The organism is Brevibacillus sp. YAE8 (assembly GCF_057543335.1).
In genome coordinates this window covers 200,824-226,224 of sequence record NZ_BAAIYG010000005.1, presented here as the reverse complement: position 1 = coordinate 226,224, position 25,401 = coordinate 200,824, and the positions used below count along the sequence as shown (strand labels likewise).

The following is a 25,401-nucleotide window of genomic DNA, read 5'->3' as shown; positions in this document are numbered from 1 at the left end:
CGTCTCCATGTTACCGTAAATCCGTAGCGAGGAAAACAAGCCCGGACAATTTTTTGCAAGTTGTCCTCCTCCCTTCATACATATGTATCAAGGAGGGAGCGCACATGGTCACGTTGGACTCATCCATTGCCTTTTTTGTTTATGTAACCGCTGTTTCCAGCGCAGCGGCAGGTGTGACAGAAGCGTTCAAATCGATCATTCCGTTTTTGTCCACTGACTACGAGCCGAAGGAAGACTGCTGGGAGGACCAAAATGAGGCGGCGCGTCTGATGCACTACAAACGCTTTTTCAACCTGCTCATCTCGGTGTTGGCCGCCGGCGCGATTTTTGGCATGCTCGGCCTGGACCCGGCGCTGATTTTGACCGGAGCGGATTCGGCTTACGTGGAAAATCCATGGCAGGTAGGAACATGGCTGTGGGGCATTATCGCCGTGTTCGGTTCCCCGTTTTTTGCTTCGGTCCTGAAAATTTTGGAGGGATTCAAGCAGTCGGTCAATAACAGCAACCCGCCGAATCGCCCGCGGCAGAAGGTGAGCGGCCCGCGGGAATGACCGGCCACAGCTTGAACAGTGCCTGCCGCGTGCGGTAAGATAGCAAAAGCACATACCGCTAAAGTAGGTGGGCACGATGGCAAAGCGAAATTCATTCGGAATATTGGCATGGTTGGCGCTATTCATCTTCATGCTGACAGCCTGTTCGGGGCAGTCGGAGCCGTCCGGCGTATTCGATCCGGAAAACCAGCGGGAATACGGCGTGGGCGGAATTTACTTGGGCCAAAACATCAAGGAAGCGATGGACATCATCAAGCCGAGCAAAGCCGATTTTATGGACATGGTGTCTCGGGAAAGCTACACGGTGGACAGAATGGCAAAAGGCGAAGGCGGGGCCGTCATGGGCATGCTTTTGCTCGATCGCACGCAACTGCTCGTCAAGGTCAGAAAAGGCGAATTGAGCTCGATCATGCTCGGCGGAGTGGCAAAAGAAGATGCTGCACGGTTCAAAACGTATCGAGGGCTTGCCATGTACGACAGCGGTGAGCAGTTGAAAAAGCTGTACGGCGAAGGCAGCGGGGAAAAGGAAGTCGTGTACGAAGGCAGCAAGTACACGGCCAACTTCGGCCTTGAAGACAACCAGGTGGTCTGGTTCCGGTTTGACAGCAAGTAGCGAGCAAGCAAGGAAGGAAGTCGCTTGGCTGGCGCAGGGAGCGCATGGCCCGCCAGCCCTGGCAAGCCGACAGAAAGAAAGTGAGTTCTCCCAAAGCGGAGAGCTCACTTTCTTTTTGGGCGAAGGCTGCAGTCAGCGCATCGGCTCGGCTACGTTTTGTGCAGCCACTGCACTTGCACCTGATAGGCTTTGGCGATCCCTTCAACAAGCTCGGTCAGGCTGCTGTCGAGCAGGTAGATCGTCTCTTCTTCCTCCGCTTGCGGGATCGTGCCGCTGACGTGCTCCTTCCACTGCTCAGCCGCAGCCCAGCGATCAGCAGGGGTGCCAGACGCTTTGTCTACCGTAAACAGCGCAACCTGGTCTGCATACACAAACATATGGTCATTCGGCGAGACGAAACCGATATCGTCCAAGTGCCCGACCATCGCTTCGGGAGGAAGCAATAGCAGCGAGAAGCCGTCGCCCAGCATCTGCGACTTTTGCAAAATCGCCTCCAGCTTGTCTTTTTCCGTCTCGTTTTCGACGATAAAAAGCAGTTTGTCCCGATCAAAGACATTGACATGGTCCCCGATTTTATGTATGACTTGAGCATAGAAGCCAGGCAATTTCCCGTCTGGGATCGCAAGCTCGATTCCGTACATATGGCGCATGCGCTTCATCCTTTTCTCTAGGCTTTTTTCTTATCGTACCAAAAAAACAGGGAGGTTCCTATGAGCGATCAACAGCTTGCCATCCAATCTTTTGCCTTGGGAGGCTTTCAAACAAACGCCTACGTCCTGACCAACACGGATACAGAAGAGACGATTGTCATTGACCCCGGCATGGAGCCAGCGCGGCTCTTGCAGGCGATTTCCGGCAAAAACGTCGTGGCGATCCTTTTGACACACGCCCACCTCGACCATATCGGCGGACTGAACCAGGTGCGCGCGCTGACAAAAGCGCCCGTGTACATCCATCCGCTGGAACAGGAGTGGCTGACCAATCCCGATCTCAACGGTTCCAGCCGCTGGGGGCTGCCTGAGCCGATCGTGTGCGATCGCGCCGAGCACGAACTGGCTGACGGGCAGACGCTGCAGCTCGCCGGATTTGACATCCAGGTGCTGCACACGCCGGGACATTCGCCAGGAAGCTGTTCGTTTGTGATCGGCAAGCATTGCTTTGGCGGTGATGTACTGTTTGCGCAGAGCATTGGCCGGACCGATTTGCCCGGGGGCGATTACGAGACGCTGATGATTAGCATCCAAGACAAGCTGTTTGAGCTGGATGACGACACGATCGTCTACCCGGGGCACGGCCCGAAGACGACGATTGACTACGAAAAAACGTACAATCCGTTTGTAACGGGCATGCTACGGTAAAGACTGCTCGACTCTTTCTGGAGATGCGAAGAGGATTTTGTCGGATGGCGGCGAAAAAGAAGGGGTTATCTTAACGCCAAAAGGAGCTATTGCGATGAAGCAAGCATGGAGCAAGTGGGTCATCATCACAGCGGTCGGCTGTATGAGCCTGGTCGGGTGCGTCCCGCCGGCAGCCCCGGATCACGAAGCTTCCAAGGCTCCTGTCCAGCATGTGACCCCATCTGAGCCCGCCACGCCGCAGCCGCCACAAGACGAGCCTGCCGCCGACACGGAAGCAAATCCGCCCGCCCCTCCCCCGGAACAGGCGCCTTCGCGTTTTCCGGAACAGCGAATCTCGCTGCTCGCTGTCGGGGACATCATGGTTCACCAGGAGCAAATGGATGCCGTCTGGAACCCTGCGACCAAAACCTATGACTTCAACAAGTTTTTCCCTTATGTCACGCCACTGTTTCAAGAGGCGGACTGGGTGATCGGCAACCTGGAAACGACGATGAGCGGCAGCCAGGCCCGCTATTCGGGATACCCGATGTTCAATTCCCCGGAATCTTTGGCGCAAACGTTGAAGGAAGTAGGTTTTACCGCAGTAACGACTGCGAACAATCACTCGATGGATCGCAAGGAGCAGGGGGTACTGCAGACGATCAAATACTTGGATCAGGCAGGAATTTTGCACACGGGGACGTTTGCCAGCGCCGAGGAACGCAACGAGCCGCTTCTCTTGACCAAGGACGGCTTTACGCTCGCCCTGCTGTCCTATACGTACGGGACGAACGGCATTCCCGTTCCGCCAAAGAAGCCGTACCTCGTGAACCTGATCGCGCCTGAGGTGATGAAGCAAGACATTGCCCGGGCGAAGGAAAAGGGAGCGGACCTGGTCGCCGTGGCGCTGCACTTCGGCGTCGAGTACCAGCGGCTGCCCAATGCGGAGCAAATTCGGACAGCCGAGCTGTGCCTGACGTACGGGGCCGATCTGATTTTGGGCGCTCACCCTCATGTCGTGCAGCCGTACGAGTGGAAGACGGTCACGCGGGAGGACGGTACAGAGCACACAGGACTGATTGCGTATTCGCTTGGCAACTTCGTCTCGGCCCAGCGCTGGGATTACAAGGACGTGGGCGCGATTCTCAAGCTCACCTTGCACAAGGACGAGTCCGGAAAAGCGAGTATTGAACAGGCGGAGCTGCTTCCGACCTACGTTCATTTTTTCCGCAAAAACAACAAGCGTAATTACGTGATTTATCCCGTGAATGAAACGCTGGCAGGGCTTATGCGCGGGGAAAAATATCCGACCCTCACCAAAGAAGCGATCCAGTACATGACCCGTTTGCAAAAGGAGATGTCGGTTCACGTGAATACGGCTGTCTCCGGAAAAAAAGCCAGCTAATGGATAGCTGGCCTTATTTCTTTCCGAAGCCGAACGGCAAGTTCAGCTTCAGTTGCAGCTTCAGTTCTTCGTTTTGCAGGCTGATGCCCTGCACCTGGATGTTGGGCGAGATCAGCTCGGGATAAAAGCCGAGATCGTACGCTTTTTCCATCTCGTCCACGGTCGCTTGCGGCAACGCGAAGCCGTCGAAGTAAAGCTCGCTGATGTGGAATTTCAACTGGGTGGGCGAGACGAGCTCGTAGCTGCCCACCAGACGAAGCTCCATATGGTCGTAGGTGCCTTCGACAATCAGTTTGTTGTCTTCAAAAGAGAAGCGCGACTGCTTGAACAACTCGTCCTTTTGCATCAAAAACTGGTTGAAATCGCTCTGCTTGATCGTCAGCGTATGGTTGAAAAAGCCGTCCGACTGGATGCGATCGGGCGTAGCCAGCTCAGGCACTTGCACCATCACCTTGGCCAGCATGCCGAAAAACGTCTGGAAGGCGGGCAAGCCGCGCTTTTCCCAATCATCAATCAAATGGTCCATCAACGCTTCTACGGCCGTCGGGTCGTCCAGCTTCTGCACGTTTTTCTCTTTTTCCGCCTGGATGGCGAGCATCTCGGCCAGTTGCTGCTCGTATTTTTTGCGCAGATCCTGGAGCAGAGCCAGCCGGTCTTGCTTGTCTGTCTGCATGACAGCAAGCTTTGTGCGCTCGGCATGGTACGCCTGGAGCCGATTCATGTCGTGCTCGTACAGTAGCTGATAAAATTCGAACATCAATAAAAATTGATTGAAATTTTCAGCATTGAGTAAAAGAGTGAGAAGATTGACTCGTTCACCCATGTAGTAAGCCCGTGCCACCTCGCCGGCATGGCGCTGCATCGCTTCGATCACGAGCTTTTGACGCTGCAGGTCGAGGTCGATTTGAGCGATATCCCGGTATGTCCGAGACTCTTCATCCTTGAGCAAGGTGAGGGTTCGCTCCAGCTCTTTCTGAGTGAAATGCTGCTGCAGGATGAGCTGTTCCAGAGGAAGCGCCGTTTCTTCCTGGGCGAACGACGTCAGCGGACATACAAGCAGGAACAAGACGAGCAGAAATTTGCGCATGTTTTCACCTTTTGCTTTCATGATGGAAGTCGCTTACCTTTCCACATTGTATGACTTCTTTTTCGTATTATAGCCTTATCAGGTTGAATTTGGATAGCAGGAGAAGAGACGAATGGATATCATCGCACAGATTCGCCACGAAATCGAAAGCCAGGAGGGACGCGCCATTTCGTTTTCGCGCTTTATGGAGCTGGCTCTCTATCACGACGCCTATGGCTATTATATGTCGGACTTGCCCAAGGTAGGCAAAGATGGCGATTTTTTTACCAGCGCGACGGTACACGCGGTGTTTGGAGAAACATTGGCGGATGCGGTGAGCGAGCTGTGGCGCGCAGCGGGGATAAAGCAGCCCGTGCTCGTCGAAATCGGCGGAGGTACCGGCTCCTTGTGCAGCAGCATGCTGGGACGAATACGCGAGAGTACGCCGGACGTGTACAAACGGTTGAAAGTCGTTCTCATCGAAGCAAGCCCTTATCACCGGAGAAGACAGGAGGAAGCGTTGCGCGAGCATGAGGTGGAAAAGGTGTGGCACGCTTCGCTTGCGGATGCCGCTTGCGGAGAAGCAGTAGAAGGCGTCGTCCTGTCCAACGAATGGCTCGATGCCTTTCCCGTTCACGTGGCCGAGCGGACGAAGACAGGCTGGCAGGAAGTAGCGGTGACTTGCAAAGAGGGGCAATTTTGCGAGGTGCTGCGGGAGCCGACCGCGCCATTGCTCGCTGCTCTGGCTGAAATAGACGCGGCTCTGCCGATTCCGGCAGGCATGCGGATCGAGGTGAACCTGGGGTTGAAACAGGCGGCGCAAGAAGTAGGGCGCCTCTTGGCAAAAGGCTTTGTCGTGACGATTGATTACGGCGATCGCCAGGAAGAGCTGTACCACCCGAGCCGAAAAAAAGGGACGCTGATGTGCTACTACCGCCACCAGGCCCACGACAATCCGTACATCCACGTCGGGGAGCAGGATATTACCGCGCACGTCAACTTTTCCGCCTGGAGCCGCTATGGAGAAGCAGCAGGCTTGCAGGAGGTTTGCTACATGCGCCAGGACAAGTTTTTGCTGCAATGCGGGCTGCTGCACAAAGCGGTTGCGCACCAGGATACGGACCCGTTTACAAGCAAGGCGATGAAGCGCAACCGGGCGATTTTGCAACTGATCGACCCAGCCGGATTGGGCGGCCGCTTCCGGGTCATGGTACAGCAAAAAGGCATGGAGCCGAATGCCGCTGCCTTGCCTGCGTTTTTCCGCCAATAAAAAAGATGCTCGCGATTGAGCATCTTTTTTTCTTACATCATCAGTTGCATGAAAGCGTGTTCTTGTCCGCCTACAGGCATCACGAAGAAGGTGTAGTACGTGAACCCTACAAAAGACAGGAACATGAAGCCGAAGAAAATGTTGATATACACTCGTTCAGTCAGGCTCATGTAGCTCAACGCTACAAAGAATGCAGTAAGACCGAAGAAGATGAGCGACATCGGGTACAGACCGCCCCAGAACGCCATCAGCGCGATTACAATGGTCCAAAAACCGAGAACGCGATACATACGATCCATTTGTTGTCCCCCCTTTTTGCCTAGATCGGTAAGATTTACAAGATTCCTTCCCCATTATATAGGACAGGCGAAGACGTGTAAACGATAAAGCTATGACGGTTTTTTGACGCGCCGAACAAAAAAAAGACGGGCGCGCCCAAGGGAGGACGTTTTCGCTTGCTCAGAACTGGATGACCGTATAGTTGCACGATTTGCAGCCCCGAATCATGGAGTCATCCTCACGTAATTCAATGTTCCCTAAGTACGTTTCGAATATTCCCATCAAAAGAGCGTTGTGCATCTGGCAGACAGCGCTCGGATATTTCTTGGCGGTGTCGGAAAACGTGCAGTTGTTTACGCGAAAACGAAGCTTGCCGTCTTCCAGCTTTTCAATGTCCGGTCTCAATCCCTGAGCCACGACGAGGCGATGGATCAGGTGCAATTTTTCTTCCAACGTAGCCGTTTGCAAATTCAATCCGCTTTGGACAATCGCCCGTTTCGCCATCTCTGTACCAATGCGATGCCCCATATGGATAAGAGCGGCTTCGCCCGCCTCACCGAGCGACAGCAGACTTTCGATCGCGATATCGGCCAGCAACTGATAGTCGCGCGGTGGGAACTGCAGGCTCACCACCTGTTCAGACAGTGAATACAATCGACTGGGACGTCCTCCTTTGCCGCTTTTGTCCGAGACGGCCGTGAGCAGATTCACGTCCTCCAGCTTGGTCAGGTGCAGGCGCGCTACATTCGGGTGAATGGCAAAGTGGTCTGCGACGTCCTGAACCGTGATGGGCTCTTTGCTGTACGCGACAAACTGGTAAATGGAAAAACGGGTGGGGTCTGCCAAAGCACTGGTTAACTTCTGCGCATCTTGGTCCATGCCGGATACCCCTTTCTCAACGTGACAAGCCTTGTTCAACATTTGTTTGAAAAAATTTCACATCCTCATAAGTGTATCCGATTTTGTGTGGCTTGTTAAGGTGGCAGTGTGCTACAACAGCACATCCCCCGATTTCCTGCCTAGTTTTTAGATTAACTACTATTGACATAGTGTTTATTGTAGATTTATAATCCAAACTAAAGAAAGAATTTTTATTAGCTTACTTTTTGCAAGTTAATAGCTCTAAGCAATTAACGAAAGCAGACAGCAGCACCAAGAACATACGCAAATGAATTTGTATAGATGAGACGGAGGGGTAACCGATGGCAGTTGCTGAGCGTACACGAACACAAAAATTGACGTTTTTCACGTATCCGAGCTGCACATCCTGTCGCAAAGCCAAAGCTTGGCTGGCAGAGAATGGCGTCAACTACGAAGAGCGTCACCTGTTCAAAAATCCACCGACAGCCGAAGAGCTGCTCGACATCATTAAAATGACGACAAACGGACTCGACGAAATTTTGTCGACCAGAAGCCAGCGCTTCAAAAACTTGGATGTGGACATCAACGACATGTCTGTAAAAGAGCTGCTGGAGATGCTGAGCGAAGAGCCGCAGCTCCTAAAGCGTCCGATTCTCACCGATGGCGAGAATCTGATCGTCGGCTTCAATTCATCCGCCATGAAAAACTTGTTGTCGTAACCGGAGAGGGAAGGCGTAGGCCTTCTCTTTTTTTTCGTCGTTAAAAAGTTCTAGCGGCACAAGAGCAGCCAAGGCTTCGCCAAAAGACCGGCAAAGCCAAGTTTTCTCGCGCTGATATGATTTTCGCGGGCGACACGGTACAATAAAGCAAATACATTCGAAGAAAAGGATGGAGACTGTTCATGGATACGTTACTGATCCGAAAAGAAGCAGGGATTGCCACGATTACGCTGAACCGTCCGCACGTACATAACGCCATCAGCATGGAGCTGGTCGACGAGCTGCACGAGGTGCTGGCCGATTGCCAGGCCGATCCGCAGGTGAAGGTGCTCGTCATCACGGGCACAGGCAAAAGCTTTGTATCCGGCGGCGACCTGAACCAGTTCATTGCGGCGCGAGGGCGTGCGCAAGCGCATCCGCTGCTCAGCAAAGTGGCGGATCTGCTGTCTTCTATCGACCGATGCACGAAACCGGTCATCGCGATGGTGAACGGTGCGGCGGTAGGCGGCGGTTGCGAATTTGCCGGGGCGTGCCATTTCCGCTTCGCCAGCGAGCAGGCGCTGTTTGGCTTCGTCCAGATCAGCATGCATATTACGACTGGCTGGGGCGGAGGCAGCCGGCTTTTGGACCTGCTCCCTGAGTCAAAGGCACTGGCTCTTTTGCTCGCCGGGGAAAGGCTTTCTGCACAGCAGGCCAAGGCTTACGGCTTCGTCGACGAAGTCTATCCGCACGAGCAGCTTGCGGACGCCGTTTACGCCTTTGCGCAAAAAATAGCGGCGCAGCCGCTTGTCGGGATCGAGGCGTACATGCAACTCGTCCGCTGGAAGCGGGAAGGGCTCGTGCGCGAGGAGCGCATCAGGCGGGAAGTCGATCAGTGCGCACAGCTCTGGGGCAGTCCCGAACACGTGTCCGTCGTGCAAAAGTTCCTCACCAAGCAGTAGTTCTCGCCTATTCGGGTTCTTCTCGTTTAAACATTTATTTGCTTGGACATACTTTTTCTAGTAGAAAGCGATTCTACAAGAGTAGGGAAAAGCATAGGATGAACTACATCATCCTTTTTAAAGGTAACGGGAGGGACTCATATGGTAGCTTCCAGACAAGACGCATGGACCGAAGATGACGATCTCGTGTTGGCGGAAGTCACCTTGCGCCACATACGCGAAGGCGGCACACAGCTTGCCGCATTTGAAGAAGTGGGTCAAAGGTTGGGTAGGACTGCGGCAGCGTGCGGTTTTCGCTGGAATAGTTGCGTGCGCAAACGTTACGATGCAGCAATCTCGATTGCCAAGAGCCAAAGACAGCAACTGAAAAAAATGGGTCGGATACAAGCGCCGGCCGCAGCGGCCGAGACGGATGCGGTTTTGTTGCCGCCAAGGCAGGCGGCGCCTGCTGCTTCGGAGACGCAGGCTGCCAAGCTGGAGGTAGTGGAGGAGGAGCAGATCGAATCCGTGATTCGCATGCTCGTCAACCAGAAAGAAATGGCCCGTCGCTTGCGACAATTGGAACAAGAGTTGGAAGGAAAAGATTTGGAGTTAAAAGAATTGAAAGAAGCGCATGAGCGCGCCAAAAAAGAACTGGAGCAGGTGCAGGGCGTAAACGACGACTACCGCGCCCTCGTCCAGATCATGGACCGGGCTCGCAAGCTTGCCTTTTTGCAGGAAGAAGAATCCGCCAAAGCTATTTTCAAAATGGACGAAAACGGCAATCTGGAGCGCGTGGAAAAATAAATGCAGGGTTTTCGACAGAAAAAAGAAGCGGTGTTCAGTCCGCTTCTTTTTTCTCGTCCGGACGAAGAGCTAGTCTTGCAGCTCCACGTTTTCCGGCAACCAGACGTAAGGGTTTTCGCCACGGTCGCGCATCGGATTGTACTTGACAGGGGTAAAGCCCATTTTCAGCCAAAATTCGTCCGCACGACAGCGGGAATTGGTTTTGATAGGAGCGCCAAAGCTTTTTGCGTGGTTAACCAGAGCTGTCCCGTAATCTTTGCCGCGGTAGTCAGGCAGAACTTCAAGCTTCCACAGCTCGTAGTAATCTTGGGCTGGCTGGAAATAACGATCGTATTTCCCGTCGATTTTATAGAGGCTCATGCGTGCTACCAGAAGATCGTTGTCGTAAATACCATAAAAAGGAGATTCCGAATCGTTCTCCACGATGTTCGCCTCCAGGTCTTCCTTCATCGAAAGCTCCTCCAGGCCAAATTCGCGAAACTTTTGGAATTCCTCCAGTGTCTTGTAGTTGATCTGTAAACGTCTTACTTCAAACATGGTTAGCCACTCCTCTCACAGCTCTTTGCCTTGGCCAGCTTCGGCCACTCTCCTCTATTATACACAAGGATTGGATTTTCCGAAGCGTTTTCTTTGATTCGTCTAGGAATTGACAGGAAGTGATTGCGCTTCCTTGGAAAAAATTAAAATTTCTTGCTAGAACTATGTTCATTCTCATGGCAAAATAGAAGTAAGCAGCACATGAAACAAACCGAGCAAACGATTTGGAAACGCTTTCGATTGAAGCCGGTTTGTCAAAGAGGGGAGCGTTGCCATGCGCAAGGTATTGATCGCAAACCGTGGTGAAATTGCCAGAAGGATCATTCGCACCTGCCGCGAACAAGGAGTCGCGACCGTAGCGGTCTATTCGGATGCCGACCGCGACCTGCCGTTTGTCCGCGAAGCAGATGAGGCCGTCCATATCGGCCCGCCACCAGTGCCGCACAGCTATTTGAACGTGGAGGCAATTATCGCGGCTGCCAAGAGCACGAATGCCGATGCCATTCACCCCGGTTACGGACTGCTTTCGGAAAACGAAGCGTTCGCGAGCCGCGTTTTAGCGGAAGGACTCATCTTCATCGGCCCTTCGCCAAAAGTCATCGGGCAAATGGGCGACAAGCTGACCGCCCGCAAAATCATGCAGGAGGCAGGCGTGCCTGTCGTACCAGGCTGCGAGGAATCGCTTGCGACCGTGGAAGAGGCAGCAGCCAAAGCGACCGAAATCGGATATCCGGTCATGCTGAAGGCCAGTGCAGGCGGCGGTGGGATCGGGATGCAAATATGCCGGGAGGAGTCGCAGTTGCTCCAGGCCTATCAGTCGGCCAAGGGCCGCGCAAAAGCTTATTTCGGCAACGATGCGATGTACGTGGAAAAGTACGTGGAGCGCCCGCGTCACATTGAGGTGCAGATTGCCGCGGACAACGACGGCAACGTCATTCATTTGCTGGAGCGCGAATGCTCGATCCAGCGGCGCCATCAAAAGGTGCTGGAGGAAAGCCCGTCGCCATTCCTCGACCCAGCCACGCGCGCGAAGCTGTGCGAAGCAGCCGTAAAGGCAGCGAAGGCCGTCGGCTACACGGGTCTGGGCACGGTCGAATTTATTGTAGATGAAAACAAAACCTTTTACTTTTTGGAAATGAACACGCGTTTGCAGGTGGAGCATGCCGTGACGGAAGAAATGACCGGCTACGATCTGGTAGCCATGCAGCTTGCCATCGCGGACGGACATCCGCTGCCGATCAGCCAGGACGAAGTGCAGGCAAAGCGCCACGCGATCGAACTGCGCGTCTACGCGGAGGACCCGGTGACGTTTTTGCCATCGCCAGGCACGATCAGCCTGTATCAGTCGCCTGTCATGGAACATGTGCGGATCGACGACGGAGTGGAGTCGGGCACACAGGTCACGCCTTTTTACGATCCGATGATCGCCAAGGTGATTATTTCCGGGCAGACCCGCGCAGAAGCGGTGCAAAGGGCGCAGGAAGCGCTGAACCATTTTCTGATTACTGGTATTAAAACGAACATTCCGTTTTTACAGGAAGTATTGGCAGACGAGCATTTCCAGGCCGGAGATTACACCACCTGGTTTATCACCGAGCGCCAAGAGCGCCAAGCCAAATCCAATCACTAAACAAGGAGAGGGTCATTCATGAAGCAAGTAACCGCAAACATGGCAGGAACAGTCATTTCCGTCCTGGTGCAGCCAGGCGACACAATTAGCGACGGCCAGGACGTCATCGTGCTGGAATCGATGAAAATGGAAGTGCCGGTGCAATCGCTGGAAGCAGGCAAAGTCGTGGAAGTCAAAGCGAACGTCGGGGACTTTGTCAACGATGGCGACGTTATCGTCGTTCTCGAGTAGTATTTTTTTTCTTCCAAACTGAGCGGTCGCTAGGAAAGGAGGCGGGATGAGCGTGAAGGTGCAAATTGTAGAGGTTGGCCCCCGAGACGGGCTGCAAAATGAGAGTGCCATCGTGCCCGCAGAGGCGAAAATCGCCTTGATCCACAAGCTGCTGGATGCGGGACTGGAGAGGATCGAGGCAAGCTCCTTTGTCAACCCGCGCTGGATTCCGCAGTTGGCTGACGCGGAAGAAGTGTTGCGAGGGATTTTGCCTGTCGAAAAAAAAGGTGTGCAGATCAGCGCCCTTGTGCCCAATGTGCGCGGTCTGGAGCGGGCGCGTCAGTGCGGTCTCGATGAAATCGCCCTGTTCATGTCCGCCTCGGAGAGCCACAACCGCAAAAACATTAACAAGAGCATCGCGGAAACTTTTCCCGTGCTGGCGGAAGTGGCGAAGGAGGCGCTCGCTCTCGGGATGCGCGTGCGCGGGTACGTCTCCACCGTTTTCGGTTGTCCGTACGAAGGCGACGTTCCTGTTGACAACAGCCGCAGAGTCACCGATGCGCTGCTGGAGATGGGCGTGTACGAGGTTTCGCTCGGGGACACGATCGGGGTGGCGACGCCGAAGCAGGTACACGAGATTTTTGCGGAACTTGTGAAAGATGTTACGACCGAGCGCTTGGCCGGGCATTTTCACGACACGCGCGGAACGGGTCTGGCGAATGTGGTGGCGGCGCTCGAAGAAGGCATCCGCACGTTTGACAGCTCGATTGGCGGCCTGGGCGGTTGTCCGTACGCTCCCGGCGCGGCAGGCAACATCTCGACGGAAGATCTGGTTTACATGCTGCACGGCATGGGCTATGAAACCGGAGTCGACCTGAACCGACTGACGGAAGCAGGCGCCTACATCCAGGAGCAGCTTGGCCGGGAGCTGTCGTCGAAAGTGCTGAAAGCAAACCTGGCAAAACGCCAGTTGGAGGAGTATACGTAGAGAGGAGGGACTACATGACGATTTCTTACCAAAAAGAGGGCATGGTCGGTGTCGTGACGATTGACAGGCCGGACGTTTTCAACTGCCTGAACCTCGCGACATTGACCGAGCTGAGACAGCTTGTCGCAGAGTTGGCGGGCGATCGCAGCACGCGCGTCGTGGTCGTGACAGGAGCGGGAGACAAGGCGTTTTGCTCGGGCGCGGATTTGAAGGAGCGGCGCGGCATGTCGCCTGAACAGGTCGAGCACTACATCCGGACGATTCGCGACACGTTCAGCGAGCTGGAAAAGCTGCCGAAGCCGGTCATTGCCGCCATCAACGGATTGGCGCTGGGCGGGGGCACAGAGTTGGCGCTCGCCTGCGATCTGCGGATCATGAGCGATCAGGCGCAAATAGGCTTGACGGAGACGTCGCTTGGGATTATTCCGGGAGCGGGCGGGACGCAACGCCTGCCGCGGCTGGTGGGCAAGGGCATTGCCAAAGAGCTGATTTTTACTGCGCGGCGCGTCCAGCCGGACGAGGCGCTGTCGATCGGGCTGGTCAACCGCGTCGTGCCTGCGGAGCAACTGATGGGCGCAGCGCTGGAGATGGCTGCCCAGATTGCGAACAACGCTCCGCTGGCGCTCGCACAGGCGAAGTTCGCGATTGACTGCGGGGGCGAGGTCGAGCTGGGAGCAGGGCTGTTGATTGAGAGCAACGCCTACCAGTTGCTCGTTCCGACCAAAGATCGCCTGGAGGGGCTGGCAGCCTTTGCCGAAAAACGAAAACCGAACTATCGCGGAGAGTGACGAGGGGGAGTAGCCGATGAGCAAACATTTGGAAGAGACGTTGCAGGAAAAGATCGCGCAAATCCAGCAAGGTGGCGATGCCAAGTACCACGAAAAGCTCAAGGAGCAAAACAAGCTGTTTGTCCGCGATCGGCTGAAGCTGTTGTTCGACGATGAATTTATGGTCGAGGACGGGCTGTTCGCCAATGTCATGGCGGGAGATTTGCCGGCAGACGGCGTCGTGACCGCCATCGGAAAAGTAAACGGCCAGACAGTGTGCGTCATGGCCAATGACTCTACGGTCAAGGCTGGCTCCTGGGGTTCGCGGACGGTGGAAAAGATCATCCGCATTCAGGAAACGGCCGAAAAAATGCGCGTGCCGCTGATTTATCTCGTCGACTCGGCCGGGGCGCGGATTACGGATCAACTGGAAATGTTCCCTGGCAGACGGGGAGCGGGCCGGATTTTTTACAACCAGGTGAAGCTGTCCGGAAAAATTCCGCAAGTGTGCATCCTGTTCGGCCCGTCCGCTGCAGGCGGAGCGTACATCCCGGCATTTTGCGACATTGTCATCATGGTCGACAAAAACGCGAGCATGTACCTTGGCTCCCCGCGCATGGCCGAAATGGTGATCGGGGAAAAGGTGAGCCTGGAAGAGCTGGGCGGCGCCCGGATGCACTGCTCGGTGAGCGGCTGCGGCGACGTGCTGGCTGCCAATGAAGAGGAAGCGATTCGGTCGGCGCGCACCTACTTGAGCTTCTTTCCGGCCAACTACACGCAACAGCCTCCGCTGGCAGCGGCTAAAGGCCCTATCGAAACGGCCAAGGACATCTCCAGCATTGTCCCGGAAAATCAAAACGCGCCCTTTAACATGCACGATCTCATTCAATCGTTGGTCGATGCGGATTCGTTTTTCGAGATTAAAAAGCTGTTTGCCCAGGAGCTGATTACAGGTCTTGCCCGTCTGGACGGCAAGCCGATCGGGATTATCGCCAACCAGCCGCGGGTGAAGGGCGGCGTACTGTTCGTCGATTCGGCCGACAAGGCGGCGCGGTTTATTACGCTGTGCGACGCGTTCGGCATCCCGCTCCTGTTCCTGGCCGATGTTCCGGGCTTTATGATCGGCACAGCGGTGGAGCGCGCGGGCATCATCCGCCACGGGGCGAAAATGATTTCGGCGATGGCCGAGGCGACCGTACCGAAAATTTCCGTCATCGTGCGCAAGGCGTACGGAGCAGGACTGTACGCGATGGCCAGCTCGGCGTTCGAGCCGGATGCGTGTATCGCCCTGCCCGGCGCGCAAATCGCGGTAATGGGCCCGGAAGCAGCGGTGAACGCCGTTTACAGCAACAAAATTCAGGCCATCGAAGACCCGGCCGAGCGCCAGGCGTTCATTCAGGAAAAGCGCAAGGAGTACCAGGAGGACATCGATCTGTACCTGTTGGCCTCGAACCTGATCGTCGACGCGATCGTTCCGCCGAGCAGCTTGCGCCAGGACCTGATTGCGCGCTACGAGATTTACAAGGACAAACGGCAAGTGTTCTCCGACCGGAAGCATCCGGTTTATCCAGTGTAGGAGGGAATGGCTGGAGACTGTCGCCTTTGGGCGGCAGTCTTTTTTGGCTGGCGAAAAGGTAAATTCCTCTGCGAGCTGTTTCTTTCGTTCGATGTTGATTTTTGTATTGTAAATCAGGAAGTCAGGCTGCCCAAGGCAAGGAAGCAGATTCAAAAAGCATTGCGAATGGTCGAGCAGGTAGAATGATAGCTCCCAGAAAGGTCCACACGAATGCCCGCACTTCTTCTTTAATTCTTGTCCAATCTTTTTACCTTGCCCTTTCTTTTTCCCCTCCGACATCCCCCTTGGCCCCTGACGAGGAAAGAGACGAAATCCGCGAAAGCTCTTTGGGCTCCCAACCGAGGCGGAGGGGAAAAAGCGAAACACGCTTTTAGCGTCCAACTCTGAGAAGCTCCCTGAATCAACCACTTTTGGACGCGGTTTCGCTTTTTCCCCGCAGCCAGGCAGTCCAGCCCCCCAGCAGGGAGCCCAAGAAGCTACAGCGATTTCGTCTCTTTCCTCGCCGCACCAAAAGTGCCGATGAAGGCCGCTTTTAAAACACAGCACGTACTAAACCCAAAGTTTTCACCTCATCCGGCCATGTAAACGAAAGAATCAACAGAGAATTTTTCGATAATTGCGATCTTTTTTGTTCCAATCAATTGAACAATCTCCTAAACTCTGCTATTCTTATAAAATAAGTATTGATTAATGTAGGTGAACAAATGCAGCCAGTAACTAGCGATTTGCAAGTGGTCGTAGTTGGCGGTGGTTCCGTTGGTTTGCTGTACGCAGCAAGGCTTGCGCTCGCTGGACTGTCCGTGACCGTCGTTACGCGCAGTTCACTTCAGGCGAATCAACTCATGGAACAAGGACTTTCGCTCCAGCGTCTGGACGGCACAAAAACAAAGGTGATGGTACCTGCCCGCCCCATTGAAGCTGGCTTGCCTGCAGGGAACCTGTACCTGCTCGCCGTCAAGCAGCCTGATTTGCCTCCGTTGCTTCCGGCGCTGACCGACTTGAATCCTGCCGCGCGCGTCGTCGCGCTGCAAAACGGGATGGGGCACCAGGAAATGCTCGCAGAAGTGCTTGCGGACGCGCAATGCTTTTTCGCCATTCACACAGAAGGAGCCAGAAGGCATTCCGCGACGGAAGTGGAGCATACCGGGACAGGCACTTTGCGTGTCGGACCATGGCAGGAGAGAAACAGCAGAGATCCCGTGATCGCTTCCTTTGTCGAATGGGCATCGGCTGCGGGGATTACGGCGATCTACGAAAAAGCGATTGAACCGCATGCGTGGAGAAAGCTGCTCGCCAATGCCTTGATAAATCCGCTTACGGCATTGTTTGAAATCCCGAACGGGGCACTCCTCGACAGTTCGCATACACAAGCGCTGATGCGCGATTTGTTTGATGAAGCCGCGCAGGTAGCTGCTTTCGCCGGACAAAAAATTGGGGAAAAAGACTGGCAGGAAATTGTCGTTATTTGCCGAAGTACTTCCCGTAATCTTTCCTCTATGCTGCAAGATGTGATGAAAAATAGGTCTACGGAAGTACAATCAATCAACGGTTATCTTGTCGAATTAGGAAAAAAGTCTGGGATTCCTACTCCGTTGCACGAGACCTTGCTTCGCGTCATTCTTCTAAAATCTGGCATGGGAATAGGGAAGGAGGGGAGGCGACAGTAGATGGCCATGTGGACAACTTTCTGGTCCTATTTTTGGGGGACGCTGACCGTAGTGCCATTCTTAGGATTTCCGCTTGTCTATTTGATTGTGTACATGGTGAAGCGGAACAAAAGATTGGCAGGTCGTTGGGCGGTGAATATCACGAATTTTTTGGTGATTCGTTCCGCTGTTTCCGCGTACGAGCTCATCTGGCCAGAAGCGATGTCAGCCTGGTGGTGGGTTAGCTGCTTTTTCCTGGTGACGATTGTGCTGCTAGGCTGGTTCCAGGTGAAGTTGAAAGGGAAGCTCTCCTTGAAAAAGGTAGGATTTTCCGCTTGGCGGTTGTCGTTTCTCTGGTTTGGACTTGTCTATATAGTGCTGTTTACGACGGGCATAATCAAGACGATGGATGTGGTGTAACGCACTGGCTATACATATCGTATTTATTCCGATAAGAAAGAAGGTTGGAACTATGCGACTTCCCATCGAGAGCATCGGACATAAGATTCGGATGATTCGAAAAGAACGTGGATTTACTTTGGAGATCATGGCAGGAAAAACGGGGCTGAGCAAAGGGCTGCTCAGTCAGGTGGAGCGGGGAATTTCCCAGCCATCGCTGGATTCGCTGTGGAAAATCACAAAGGCGCTGGAATCCCCGATCATTCATTTCTTCGAGGACATCGATCAAAAGCAAGTACACGTGACACGTCTGCAAAAGCGCAGACAACTGGTTTTTCCCGAATCGACAGGCACGTATTCGTTGCTCTCAATGGGAGGGAGCGCCAAGCTGGGCATGCTGGAGGTCCGGCTGATGCCAGGAGAAATGGTCGCGGACAAATTCGTCCAGACCGAAGGCGAGGAATGCTTCACGGTGATCGCCGGAAGCGTGACAGCGAGGTTCAACGATGAAGAGCACGTGCTGGAGACAGGCGACAGCATCTCGTTTGACAGCAGCAAATCGCACACGATTGAAAACAGCGGCGACGTGGAAGCCGTTCTGATCTGGTCTGTCACACCGCCTCAATTTTAAGAAAAAACAGCGCTACACTTTGACAACCCATTTTGGCGGGTTGTCTTGTTTTTTGTGGATGGCTAGCGTGGTATAATTTGCAGTGACCATCGCCCTAAGAAAGGTGAGCTAGCATGAATGTTGAACGCGTTGCGCTTCCATTGGCAAATCGGCTGGCACGAGAGTACCAGCAGCAGAACGAATCTGCTTTGTCCTTATTCGCGCACAATCCCTACCAAGATCAGTCATACCGGGAACGGTTGAAGTGGCTCTCCACGCAAACCTTCGAGCGGAAGCAACTGGCGGAAGGCTTACATAACTTTAATGAAGCAATAGGCACTCACCCCGAAGCGCTGAAAAACATCGAATTACTGAAGCAGCCGGATACATATGTCGTCATCGGCGGCCAGCAGGCAGGAGTCCTCACAGGCCCGCTGTACACGATCAACAAAGCGGTTCATTTGATTCAGGCAGCGCGAAAGCTGTCGGCCGAACTGCAAACAAACGTCGTCCCCGTCTTTTGGATCGCCGGAGAAGACCATGACATTGATGAAATCGATCATGTGTACTGGGCGGCGGATAGCGATACCCGTCTGCACAAGGAACGGCTGAAGCTGCGAAAAAAAGGGCGCATGTCGGCAAGCAAGCTGGCTTTGGAAGAAGAGGTGTGTATGCAGTTCCTGGATGCTTTTTTCCAGGAACAAACTGAGACAGCCGAAACGAAAAACGTGCGGGAATTGCTGACGCAAACAGCCAAAAGCTCGGCTACGGTGGCGGAGTGGTTTGCCCGGCTGATGGCCCAACTGTTCGGAAAGCATGGGCTGATCCTCGTCGAGTCATCGCTGCCGTTCGTACGGGAGCTGGAACGCCCCGTGTTTCAGCAGGTGATCGAACAAAACGAGCAGATGGCCCGCCTGCTCGTGAAGGCAAAAGACCGGATCGCAGCGGCCGGGTATCCGTTGCAGCTTGAAGTTGACGAGCAACAGGCCAACCTGTTCATCTACGAAGGGGAAGACCGGCTGCTATTGTCCCGGCATCTGGATCGCTTTGTCAACAGACGGCAGTCGTACAGTCGCGAGGAATTGCTGCGGCTGGTCCAGGAGCAGCCTGAGCGATTCAGCGCCAATGTCGTCACGCGCGGTCTGATGCAGGAGCATTTGTTTCCGACTGTGGCTTTCATCGGGGGGCCAGGCGAGATCGCCTATTGGGCGTACTATCGCGAAGTTTTCGAGCTGTTCGGGATGCAGATGCCGATTGTTTTGCCGCGCATGTCCATCACCCTCGTGGAAGGCGCTCACCTCCGTCTGCTGGAGAGTCTGGAGCTTACGGTCGAACAGGTGCTGACCGACTTTGCGGGCTGGAAAGCCGAGTGGGAGAAAAAGCAAGGGCCGCATCCGCTGCATGAGCAATTTGCCAGTGCGCGCGAATCAATCCAGGCCATGTACCGTCCGCTCGTGGAAGAGGTGCTGCGTCTGGACCCGGGAATGCGCGGCCTGGCGGAAAAGAACAGTGCGCTGTTGCTTGAGCAGGTGTCCTTTTTGGAGGAACGTTTGATTCGCTCCTTGCAGCAAAAAGAAGATGTCGCCTATAACCGGATCAAGCGGATCGAGACGACGCTTTTGCCCGAGGGCGGCTTGCAGGAACGCAAGCTCTGTTTTTTCCCCTTCGCGAACAAGTACGGGCTGGAACTGGTTGATCGTCTGGTCGAGGCTCCGTTTGCTCACGACGGCACTCATCAACTCTTTTTCGTGTAACAGGCAAAAAACAAAACGGATGAAAACAAAAAGTCGGCTGATCGTCCTAGACGGCCAGTCGGCTTTTTTTCGTGCAATGAAGGCGCTGCGAATCGCTTGATTTTTCTTGCGTGTTTGGAAAATGGAAACAATTTCTACGGCGTATGCCGAAACTTTTCCGACAAAGTTTGCGTCCTACGAATAACGGAATTCCTGTGAAGAAAGGTGGTACTCGGGATGGAGAACAAGTCGCGACTATTCGGGAAAAAAGCCACTGTATGGGCGCTTGTCCTGTCGATGGCCTGGGCAGGCACAGCACTTGGCGAGTCGAATCAGGCCCAGGCCAGGGAGGAAAAGGCCGTCACCGCTTCCGTCTCCTTCCTCGACACAAAAGGACATTGGGCGGCCAAGGAGATTGAGCAGGCAGCCAAAGCCGGGTTGATTCAAGGCTTCCCGGACGGGACGTTTCAACCGGAGAAAACAGTGACACAGGAGCAGTTTCTTTCGTTGATAGAGCGCGTGCTCCCGTCCTACAAAGGGCACGAGCCGGACGCTTTTGTCAAAGAGACGTATGTAGCGAAAGCTTCGGGCCGCTGGTCGGAGCAAACGTATCGCCACCTGGCGGCAGCAGGCATCATGACGACAGGCAAACCGACGGATGGAATGACGCGGCTGGAGGCGGCGCGCCTTCTGTTGGCAGCGCTCGGCCATCAGTCCGAGGGCGAAAAATACCGGGGAACGACGGCGCGGTTTTTCTCCGACCTGTCGCCCAAAAACGAGCATGAGGTCATGACCGTCTATCCGGCGTACAAAATGGGGCTTCTCTCCGGCTATCCGGACGGCACGTTCCGCCCGCAAGAAACGATCAGCAGAGCGCAGGCCGTCGCGATGCTGACCCGACTGGACAGCAAAATGGAAGAGCTGTTCCCGGGCCAGGTGAGCGAGAGCGAGAAAAAGGCGATGACCGATGCCGTAGCGGCGTTTGTCCGCGATGTGATGGACCAGAAAAAGATCAGGCGCTACGACGACCTCGTCGCGTATGTGAGGCAAAACAAGCTGAATGTCAGCGAGTCTTTTTTGCGCGAGCATTTCTCGTTCATGAAATACGAAATTTACGACTTCGTGCGTTTTCCGCAATTCAATGAACTTTTGTACTTCGCCAAAATCGGCACGAACAAGTACAGACTGACCGTCCAATACTACGCGGGCGAACTGGGCGGCAGCGTCGACAAAACTTTTTACCTCTCGTCTGCGGACGGCAAGACGTTCCGGCTGATTGGCAAAGACGAATAGCGGGCAACAAAAAAAGCTGGGTGCTTTGCATCCAGCTTTTTGCGATTTTGAGGAAAACGCGCTACGACTCCCCCTGGCCTTTAAGCAGGCGGATCAGCTTGCGGTTGAAGTCGACGGCAGCTTCTGTGGTCATCCCGTTTTGGAGCAAAAAGGTGGTCGTATAAGCGGTGTCATCGTAATTGAAGCTGTAAAAGGCGTACGTCCCTGAGTCGGTTTCCTTTTGCCCGTACTCGACCGCCATTCCTTCGATGAGCTGTGATTGCGCGTCGGCGAGGAAATTTTTCATCGTGTGGATTTCCATGATGATGACCGGCCTGCCAGCGTATTCACCGTAAAACAGTTCGCGTTGCTGCCTGTTTCGCATCACGGCGCGCTGCTCGTCAGTCAGTGGCAGAAGCTCGCCTTTTTCATCGGTGTACACAATGACGGCGACAGAGGGGCCGGCGATCTGCTGCTGGTTTACGATCGGCGGGTAGCGGATTTCGGCGTATTTGACCGCGAGCTTTTCCGCAGGCGGAACGACAATGTCGACGTGAAGCTGCTCCTCCATGCGCTTTTCCACCTCTTTCGGCAGCGTGACTTCCACTTCCGGTTCCCCGCATCCTGGCAAAAACAGCAGGAGCGTCAAGCTGAACAACCACAAGCGTCTCATGATTCGCCACCTTTCCTTGGCCTGTGTCGCTCTTTTTCCTATATTTTACCATATAACGAGCGCGGGAAGGCGCTTCTGCCTCCAAAAGAAAAAAGCGTGCGGGTACCAGTGACGGTCCGCACGCTTTTTGACGTGACGCTCAAACGGTTTGATTGCGCCCGGCCCCGATGCCGCTTGTGACGACCAACACGCTGACGAGGCAGAGCAGGCTGAGCGGCACGGTCCAGGAGTGCTGCAAATCGTAGAGAAAGCCGACAAAAATCGGGCCGACCGCAGCGAGCAAGTAGCCGACAGACTGGGCCATGCCGGATAGCCGGGCGGCCTGGCGCACGTCTTTGGCCCGAATGACGATAAAGGTGAGGGCGAGACTGATGCAGGCGCCTTGCGAGAGGCCGAGCAGCAACAGGCAGAGGCAGAGCAGAAGCTCGCTTGTGCCGAGCAAAAGCCCGCCGAAGCCGACGAGGGAGAAGAGGCCGACTACAGCCGCGAGCAAACGCTGATTCGTCAAGCGGGAAGCGAGCACAGGGGTGAAAAAGCTCGCAGGCAGGCTGACCGCCTGCACGAGCGACAGCATCCATCCGGCGCTGGTTTGGCTGATGCCGTGCTGCTGCAAGAGCGTAGGCAGCCAGGCGATCGTGCAGTAAAACAGAAACGACTGCAAGCCCATGAACAGCGTGACCTGCCAGGCCAGCAGCGAGCTCCACAGCCCTTGTTTGCTTTTTTCGCCCGTGCTTTTTCCTGGCTGGCTTCCGTCAGCGCGAAGCTGCGGCAGCCAGACGGCGATGGCGAACAGGACCGGGAGCGCCCAGGAGAAGAGCGAGCCTTGCCAACCCCAGCCGCCTGTGCTGGCGAGCGGGATGCTGATGCCGGAAGCGAGCGCGGCACACATCGACATCGTGGTCGTGTACACGCTCGTCATCAACCCGGCTTTTTGCGGGAAGCGCTGCTTGACCAGGCCGGGCAGCAGCACGTTGCAGATGGCGATGCCTGCTCCGATCAGGGCGGTTCCGGCGAACAGTGTGAAGACGAAGCCGGACGAGCGCAGAATCAGCCCGATGAGGACGACGAGCAGTCCGGCAAAGAGCGTGCGCTCCGTGCCAAAGCGGTGCCCGATGCCCGGTGCCAGCGGCGAGAGCAGCGCGAAGGCGAGCAAAGGAACGGTAGTCAGCAGTCCGGACATTCCATTGGACAGGCCGAGGTCGCCTTGGATGGAGCCGACCAGAGGGCCAACAGCCGTCAGCGGAGAGCGCATGGCAAATGTAATCAAAATAATTCCGGCGATGATGAGAAACGGTTTGGGAGTGACAGGCTGCGCTTTGCTTTTCGCTGCTGTCAGGGTGGCAGGGCTCATGCGTCCATCCCTCCTTTCTCGATCAGCTCCGTGAGAGCTGTTTTGCTGGCTTGAATCAGGTTGCTTGCCGCTTCTTCCGCCGCGTCAGGACTTTGTTCGGCAATCGCTTGGACGAGAGCCGTATGTGTGATTGCCTGCTGGTCCAACAGGTCGTGGAAATCCAGCGTGCCGCTGACAGACAGGCGCAAGGATTCGGTCATCTGCTCGTACAGGTCGATCATGACGCTGTTGTGTGTCGCGTGGGCGACCGCGATATGAAACGCCACGTCAGCGGTGATGTACGCTTGCGGATCGTGCCTGAGCGAGAGGGAAGCGTCGAGCTTTTGCCGGATTTGCAGCAAATCGGCATCCGTCCTGCGCATGGCAGCCAGCCGGGCGATTTCGCGCTCCAGTCCGTACCGCACCTCCAAAATTTCCAGCAAGGTCGAGCGCCGCAGCCGTCGCTGCATCGCTGCGCCGAACTCGCTGGACGAGCGGACGTAAGTGCCATCGCCTTGGCGCGCTTCCAGCATGCCTGTGTGGATCAGCGCCTGCACCGCCTCGCGCAGCGTGTTGCGGCTGATGCCGAGCTGCTCCACCAGCTCCGGCTCAGGCGGGATGCGTTCTCCGACCTTCCACGCGCCTGATTCGACCCGCTGCACCAGTTGTTCCGCAATCTGTTTCACGAGCGAAGAGCGGACAGGTTTTTGCAATGTCATAGGATAAACCTCCAAACATCCGACGATTGGGAATGTCGCCATTTTAGCATGGGGAAAGACGACGGGCAAGATTCATGAGCGAGGAAACTGTTTGCAAGCGCAAAAAAAGACAGGTGCGTTTCCCGGGAAGAAGAAACGACCTGTCTTGATGCTACGCGGTCATCCGTTTTTCCATGCGCTTTTGCCAGAGTAGCAGCAAGGCGGCGATCACGAGCGGGTAGAGCGCGGACCAGCCCAGAAATGGATAAAGCGCGACAGTGAAGACGAGCGACGTCCAGGAAGCCAGCCGTCCGAGACGATGGTTGCGCAGCAGCCGGATTCCGGCGAGACACCCGCCGATGTAGGTGGCAAAAAACGTGGCGTTGGGCAGCTCGATCAGCCGGGCCAGGTCAATCACTCCTGCATACAGGACCGTCAGCACCACGCCAAAGCAGAGCGAGAGGAACAACAGCCCGCCGATCGGCGTCCGGTATTTCGCGTGCAGCAGCCCAAACCAGCGGGGCGCGATCTTTTCCTGCGCCAGCGCATAGGCGATCCGCGCCGCCGCGCCGATGTAGGCGTTGGTGGTGGCGATGCAAATAAACAGGGCAGTCACAGCCACGATCCAGCCGCCGACAGGCCCGAGTGACAGTTGAACCATGACGGACAGCGCTGCCGCCGAGATGCCTGCGCCATAGCTGTGAGTGGCGACCGTCATGAACGCGACGGCAAAGTACAGGAGGGCGACGATGCCCGCGCTCCACAATACGCCGCGGATGGCATTTTTCGCCGGATCGACGAACTCCTCGGACAAGTGCGTGACCGCCTCCCAGCCGATAAAGCACCAAAATAACAGCCCTGCCGCTTGCACGACGCTAAGCCAGCCGTTGGGGGCAAACGGAGTGAAGTGAGCGGCGGAAGCGTGCGGCAGCGCAGCGACGACGGCCACGATCAAAATCGAGATAATGAGCGCGACGACGATCGTTTGCACGCGAGCGGCAACGTGCATCCCTAACACGTTCATGATGAGCACCGCGATCAAAATGAGCGCAGCCGCCGCGTAAATTTGCGTGTCGCCCCAGCCGAGCAGCACCGCGAGATAGTTGGCTCCGGTCACGCTGAGGATCGGGGCGCCGATGGGCACAGATAATAGAAAAAACCAGCCGACGATGTTGCCGAAGCGGTCGCCGTAGGCCGTGCGGACAAAGGTGGAGACGCCGCCGGAACTTGGGTAGCGGGCGGACAGCAGTCCCATCGTGAGTGCCATCGGCAAGACGAGAATCGACATGACCAGCCAGGCGAGGATCGAGGCGGGGCCTGCCTTTTCTGCCGCCAGCCCCGGGATGAGCAGCACGCCGGACCCGATGACGGCCCCGATGTACAAGGCGACGATTTGCGGCAGCCGCAGCGTTTTGGCGAGGCCCGCTGTTTGCACAGTTGCTTTTTCCATGAATGTTCCCTCTCTTTATCGTTCGGTTGTTTGTAGAGGTAGTGTAGCATAACA

At 55.3% G+C, this 25,401-nt stretch carries 27 protein-coding genes; 18 read left to right on the top strand and 9 right to left on the bottom strand.

Annotation, left to right across the window (positions count from 1 at the left end; all coding sequences use genetic code 11):
• Nucleotides 1-104: 104 nt before the first annotated feature.
• Both AC27IT_RS10670 and AC27IT_RS10665 read left to right on the top strand, forming a co-directional pair.
• A complete protein-coding gene (locus tag AC27IT_RS10670; protein ID WP_005832734.1) occupies nucleotides 105-551 on the top strand; it encodes a hypothetical protein in 447 nt (148 codons plus the stop codon).
• Nucleotides 552-627: 76 nt separating this feature from the next.
• Nucleotides 628-1,164 carry a hypothetical protein gene (locus tag AC27IT_RS10665; protein ID WP_327944860.1) on the top strand — a complete coding sequence of 179 codons (537 nt, stop codon included), beginning with the start codon at nucleotides 628-630 and terminating at the stop codon, nucleotides 1,162-1,164.
• A gap of 149 nt (nucleotides 1,165-1,313) precedes the next feature.
• On the opposite strand, the gene AC27IT_RS10660 is transcribed toward AC27IT_RS10665, so the two are convergent.
• Entirely contained in the window at nucleotides 1,314-1,814 is a 501-nt protein-coding gene (locus AC27IT_RS10660; protein WP_327944859.1) for a hypothetical protein, read from the bottom strand.
• A gap of 60 nt (nucleotides 1,815-1,874) precedes the next feature.
• On the opposite strand from AC27IT_RS10660, the gene AC27IT_RS10655 reads away from it, so the two are divergent.
• Together AC27IT_RS10655 and AC27IT_RS10650 are read left to right on the top strand one after the other, a co-directional pair.
• A complete protein-coding gene (locus AC27IT_RS10655; RefSeq protein WP_007784159.1) occupies nucleotides 1,875-2,522 on the top strand; it encodes an MBL fold metallo-hydrolase in 648 nt (215 codons plus the stop codon).
• A 94-nt stretch (nucleotides 2,523-2,616) separates the two neighbouring features.
• The gene (locus AC27IT_RS10650) at nucleotides 2,617-3,906 is read left to right on the top strand and encodes a CapA family protein (protein WP_487091783.1); all 1,290 of its coding nucleotides are present in this window, start codon (nucleotides 2,617-2,619) and stop codon (nucleotides 3,904-3,906) included.
• 13 nt (nucleotides 3,907-3,919) lie between these two features.
• On the opposite strand, the gene AC27IT_RS10645 is transcribed toward AC27IT_RS10650, so the two are convergent.
• The gene (locus AC27IT_RS10645; RefSeq protein ID WP_487091782.1) at nucleotides 3,920-4,993 is read right to left on the bottom strand and encodes a hypothetical protein; all 1,074 of its coding nucleotides are present in this window, start codon (nucleotides 4,991-4,993) and stop codon (nucleotides 3,920-3,922) included.
• A gap of 112 nt (nucleotides 4,994-5,105) precedes the next feature.
• On the opposite strand from AC27IT_RS10645, the gene AC27IT_RS10640 reads away from it, so the two are divergent.
• On the top strand, nucleotides 5,106-6,242 hold the full coding sequence (locus AC27IT_RS10640) for a class I SAM-dependent methyltransferase (RefSeq protein ID WP_327944857.1): 1,137 nt from the start codon (nucleotides 5,106-5,108) through the stop codon (nucleotides 6,240-6,242).
• A gap of 32 nt (nucleotides 6,243-6,274) precedes the next feature.
• Here the strand turns inward: AC27IT_RS10640 and AC27IT_RS10635 are convergent, their stop codons facing one another.
• Nucleotides 6,275-6,541 carry a DUF2626 domain-containing protein gene (locus AC27IT_RS10635; RefSeq protein WP_005832721.1) on the bottom strand — a complete coding sequence of 89 codons (267 nt, stop codon included), beginning with the start codon at nucleotides 6,539-6,541 and terminating at the stop codon, nucleotides 6,275-6,277.
• Nucleotides 6,542-6,701: 160 nt separating this feature from the next.
• Complete coding sequence (locus AC27IT_RS10630) at nucleotides 6,702-7,400, bottom strand: helix-turn-helix transcriptional regulator (RefSeq protein ID WP_007784168.1); 699 nt, start codon at nucleotides 7,398-7,400, stop codon at nucleotides 6,702-6,704.
• A 323-nt stretch (nucleotides 7,401-7,723) separates the two neighbouring features.
• Between AC27IT_RS10630 and AC27IT_RS10625 the strand changes: the two genes are divergently transcribed.
• From AC27IT_RS10625 to AC27IT_RS10615, 3 genes are all read left to right on the top strand, one after another.
• Entirely contained in the window at nucleotides 7,724-8,101 is a 378-nt protein-coding gene (locus AC27IT_RS10625) for a Spx/MgsR family RNA polymerase-binding regulatory protein (protein ID WP_005832718.1), read from the top strand.
• A 182-nt stretch (nucleotides 8,102-8,283) separates the two neighbouring features.
• Nucleotides 8,284-9,042 (top strand): enoyl-CoA hydratase/isomerase family protein, encoded by a 759-nt coding sequence (locus AC27IT_RS10620; RefSeq protein ID WP_025845094.1) that lies wholly within the window; start codon nucleotides 8,284-8,286, stop codon nucleotides 9,040-9,042.
• A 141-nt stretch (nucleotides 9,043-9,183) separates the two neighbouring features.
• A complete protein-coding gene (locus tag AC27IT_RS10615) occupies nucleotides 9,184-9,828 on the top strand; it encodes an RsfA family transcriptional regulator (protein ID WP_005832715.1) in 645 nt (214 codons plus the stop codon).
• Nucleotides 9,829-9,897: 69 nt separating this feature from the next.
• On the opposite strand, the gene AC27IT_RS10610 is transcribed toward AC27IT_RS10615, so the two are convergent.
• Complete coding sequence (locus tag AC27IT_RS10610) at nucleotides 9,898-10,365, bottom strand: N-acetyltransferase (RefSeq protein ID WP_005832713.1); 468 nt, start codon at nucleotides 10,363-10,365, stop codon at nucleotides 9,898-9,900.
• A gap of 274 nt (nucleotides 10,366-10,639) precedes the next feature.
• Between AC27IT_RS10610 and AC27IT_RS10605 the strand changes: the two genes are divergently transcribed.
• The 10 genes from AC27IT_RS10605 to AC27IT_RS10560 all read left to right on the top strand — a co-directional run bounded on the left by AC27IT_RS10605 (nucleotide 10,640) and on the right by AC27IT_RS10560 (nucleotide 21,217).
• Nucleotides 10,640-11,995 carry an acetyl-CoA carboxylase biotin carboxylase subunit gene (locus tag AC27IT_RS10605; protein ID WP_025845092.1) on the top strand — a complete coding sequence of 452 codons (1,356 nt, stop codon included), beginning with the start codon at nucleotides 10,640-10,642 and terminating at the stop codon, nucleotides 11,993-11,995.
• 18 nt (nucleotides 11,996-12,013) lie between these two features.
• Nucleotides 12,014-12,226: a biotin/lipoyl-containing protein gene (locus AC27IT_RS10600; protein WP_005832711.1), complete on the top strand. Its 213-nt coding sequence runs from the start codon at nucleotides 12,014-12,016 to the stop codon at nucleotides 12,224-12,226.
• Nucleotides 12,227-12,278: 52 nt separating this feature from the next.
• Complete coding sequence (locus AC27IT_RS10595; protein WP_025845090.1) at nucleotides 12,279-13,193, top strand: hydroxymethylglutaryl-CoA lyase; 915 nt, start codon at nucleotides 12,279-12,281, stop codon at nucleotides 13,191-13,193.
• A gap of 14 nt (nucleotides 13,194-13,207) precedes the next feature.
• Nucleotides 13,208-13,981 (top strand): enoyl-CoA hydratase-related protein, encoded by a 774-nt coding sequence (locus AC27IT_RS10590; RefSeq protein WP_025845088.1) that lies wholly within the window; start codon nucleotides 13,208-13,210, stop codon nucleotides 13,979-13,981.
• A 16-nt stretch (nucleotides 13,982-13,997) separates the two neighbouring features.
• Nucleotides 13,998-15,536, top strand: coding sequence for an acyl-CoA carboxylase subunit beta (locus AC27IT_RS10585; RefSeq protein ID WP_005832704.1), 1,539 nt, complete (start codon nucleotides 13,998-14,000; stop codon nucleotides 15,534-15,536).
• A 704-nt stretch (nucleotides 15,537-16,240) separates the two neighbouring features.
• Nucleotides 16,241-17,203, top strand: coding sequence for a ketopantoate reductase family protein (locus AC27IT_RS10580; RefSeq protein WP_007784179.1), 963 nt, complete (start codon nucleotides 16,241-16,243; stop codon nucleotides 17,201-17,203).
• Entirely contained in the window at nucleotides 17,204-17,602 is a 399-nt protein-coding gene (locus AC27IT_RS10575; RefSeq protein ID WP_005833013.1) for a DUF3397 family protein, read from the top strand.
• A 52-nt stretch (nucleotides 17,603-17,654) separates the two neighbouring features.
• Entirely contained in the window at nucleotides 17,655-18,212 is a 558-nt protein-coding gene (locus AC27IT_RS10570) for a helix-turn-helix domain-containing protein (RefSeq protein ID WP_005833012.1), read from the top strand.
• A gap of 113 nt (nucleotides 18,213-18,325) precedes the next feature.
• The gene (gene bshC / locus AC27IT_RS10565; protein ID WP_005833010.1) at nucleotides 18,326-19,945 is read left to right on the top strand and encodes a bacillithiol biosynthesis cysteine-adding enzyme BshC; all 1,620 of its coding nucleotides are present in this window, start codon (nucleotides 18,326-18,328) and stop codon (nucleotides 19,943-19,945) included.
• Between the two features lie 216 nt (nucleotides 19,946-20,161).
• Entirely contained in the window at nucleotides 20,162-21,217 is a 1,056-nt protein-coding gene (locus AC27IT_RS10560; RefSeq protein ID WP_025845075.1) for an S-layer homology domain-containing protein, read from the top strand.
• Nucleotides 21,218-21,278: 61 nt separating this feature from the next.
• On the opposite strand, the gene AC27IT_RS10555 is transcribed toward AC27IT_RS10560, so the two are convergent.
• The 4 genes from AC27IT_RS10555 to AC27IT_RS10540 all read right to left on the bottom strand — a co-directional run bounded on the left by AC27IT_RS10555 (nucleotide 21,279) and on the right by AC27IT_RS10540 (nucleotide 25,347).
• The gene (locus AC27IT_RS10555; RefSeq protein WP_487091781.1) at nucleotides 21,279-21,869 is read right to left on the bottom strand and encodes a hypothetical protein; all 591 of its coding nucleotides are present in this window, start codon (nucleotides 21,867-21,869) and stop codon (nucleotides 21,279-21,281) included.
• A gap of 139 nt (nucleotides 21,870-22,008) precedes the next feature.
• A complete protein-coding gene (locus AC27IT_RS10550; RefSeq protein ID WP_487091780.1) occupies nucleotides 22,009-23,220 on the bottom strand; it encodes a CynX/NimT family MFS transporter in 1,212 nt (403 codons plus the stop codon).
• Complete coding sequence (locus tag AC27IT_RS10545; RefSeq protein WP_431809904.1) at nucleotides 23,217-23,918, bottom strand: FadR/GntR family transcriptional regulator; 702 nt, start codon at nucleotides 23,916-23,918, stop codon at nucleotides 23,217-23,219. The genes AC27IT_RS10550 and AC27IT_RS10545 overlap by 4 nt, the downstream gene beginning before the upstream one ends.
• Before the next feature lie 151 nt (nucleotides 23,919-24,069).
• On the bottom strand, nucleotides 24,070-25,347 hold the full coding sequence (locus AC27IT_RS10540; protein WP_429777041.1) for an APC family permease: 1,278 nt from the start codon (nucleotides 25,345-25,347) through the stop codon (nucleotides 24,070-24,072).
• Nucleotides 25,348-25,401 lie beyond the last annotated feature (54 nt).

What these genes read in the sequence shown, in the direction of transcription:
- AC27IT_RS10615 (WP_005832715.1), top strand. Translation starts at nt 9,184, where the DNA reads ATGGTAGCTTCCAGACAAGACGCATGGACCGAAGATGACGATCTCGTG.
- AC27IT_RS10620 (WP_025845094.1), top strand. Translation starts at nt 8,284, where the DNA reads ATGGATACGTTACTGATCCGAAAAGAAGCAGGGATTGCCACGATTACG.
- AC27IT_RS10640 (WP_327944857.1), top strand. Translation starts at nt 5,106, where the DNA reads ATGGATATCATCGCACAGATTCGCCACGAAATCGAAAGCCAGGAGGGA.
- AC27IT_RS10655 (WP_007784159.1), top strand. Translation starts at nt 1,875, where the DNA reads ATGAGCGATCAACAGCTTGCCATCCAATCTTTTGCCTTGGGAGGCTTT.
- AC27IT_RS10635 (WP_005832721.1), bottom strand. Translation starts at nt 6,541, where the DNA reads ATGGATCGTATGTATCGCGTTCTCGGTTTTTGGACCATTGTAATCGCG.
- AC27IT_RS10610 (WP_005832713.1), bottom strand. Translation starts at nt 10,365, where the DNA reads ATGTTTGAAGTAAGACGTTTACAGATCAACTACAAGACACTGGAGGAA.
- AC27IT_RS10665 (WP_327944860.1), top strand. Translation starts at nt 628, where the DNA reads ATGGCAAAGCGAAATTCATTCGGAATATTGGCATGGTTGGCGCTATTC.
- AC27IT_RS10650 (WP_487091783.1), top strand. Translation starts at nt 2,617, where the DNA reads ATGAAGCAAGCATGGAGCAAGTGGGTCATCATCACAGCGGTCGGCTGT.
- AC27IT_RS10590 (WP_025845088.1), top strand. Translation starts at nt 13,208, where the DNA reads ATGACGATTTCTTACCAAAAAGAGGGCATGGTCGGTGTCGTGACGATT.
- AC27IT_RS10580 (WP_007784179.1), top strand. Translation starts at nt 16,241, where the DNA reads ATGCAGCCAGTAACTAGCGATTTGCAAGTGGTCGTAGTTGGCGGTGGT.
- AC27IT_RS10660 (WP_327944859.1), bottom strand. Translation starts at nt 1,814, where the DNA reads ATGCGCCATATGTACGGAATCGAGCTTGCGATCCCAGACGGGAAATTG.
- AC27IT_RS10570 (WP_005833012.1), top strand. Translation starts at nt 17,655, where the DNA reads ATGCGACTTCCCATCGAGAGCATCGGACATAAGATTCGGATGATTCGA.
- AC27IT_RS10575 (WP_005833013.1), top strand. Translation starts at nt 17,204, where the DNA reads ATGGCCATGTGGACAACTTTCTGGTCCTATTTTTGGGGGACGCTGACC.
- AC27IT_RS10605 (WP_025845092.1), top strand. Translation starts at nt 10,640, where the DNA reads ATGCGCAAGGTATTGATCGCAAACCGTGGTGAAATTGCCAGAAGGATC.
- AC27IT_RS10560 (WP_025845075.1), top strand. Translation starts at nt 20,162, where the DNA reads ATGGAGAACAAGTCGCGACTATTCGGGAAAAAAGCCACTGTATGGGCG.
- bshC (WP_005833010.1), top strand. Translation starts at nt 18,326, where the DNA reads ATGAATGTTGAACGCGTTGCGCTTCCATTGGCAAATCGGCTGGCACGA.
- AC27IT_RS10540 (WP_429777041.1), bottom strand. Translation starts at nt 25,347, where the DNA reads ATGGAAAAAGCAACTGTGCAAACAGCGGGCCTCGCCAAAACGCTGCGG.
- AC27IT_RS10550 (WP_487091780.1), bottom strand. Translation starts at nt 23,220, where the DNA reads ATGAGCCCTGCCACCCTGACAGCAGCGAAAAGCAAAGCGCAGCCTGTC.
- AC27IT_RS10670 (WP_005832734.1), top strand. Translation starts at nt 105, where the DNA reads ATGGTCACGTTGGACTCATCCATTGCCTTTTTTGTTTATGTAACCGCT.
- AC27IT_RS10600 (WP_005832711.1), top strand. Translation starts at nt 12,014, where the DNA reads ATGAAGCAAGTAACCGCAAACATGGCAGGAACAGTCATTTCCGTCCTG.
- AC27IT_RS10585 (WP_005832704.1), top strand. Translation starts at nt 13,998, where the DNA reads ATGAGCAAACATTTGGAAGAGACGTTGCAGGAAAAGATCGCGCAAATC.
- AC27IT_RS10545 (WP_431809904.1), bottom strand. Translation starts at nt 23,918, where the DNA reads ATGACATTGCAAAAACCTGTCCGCTCTTCGCTCGTGAAACAGATTGCG.
- AC27IT_RS10555 (WP_487091781.1), bottom strand. Translation starts at nt 21,869, where the DNA reads ATGAGACGCTTGTGGTTGTTCAGCTTGACGCTCCTGCTGTTTTTGCCA.
- AC27IT_RS10630 (WP_007784168.1), bottom strand. Translation starts at nt 7,400, where the DNA reads ATGGACCAAGATGCGCAGAAGTTAACCAGTGCTTTGGCAGACCCCACC.
- AC27IT_RS10645 (WP_487091782.1), bottom strand. Translation starts at nt 4,993, where the DNA reads ATGCGCAAATTTCTGCTCGTCTTGTTCCTGCTTGTATGTCCGCTGACG.
- AC27IT_RS10625 (WP_005832718.1), top strand. Translation starts at nt 7,724, where the DNA reads ATGGCAGTTGCTGAGCGTACACGAACACAAAAATTGACGTTTTTCACG.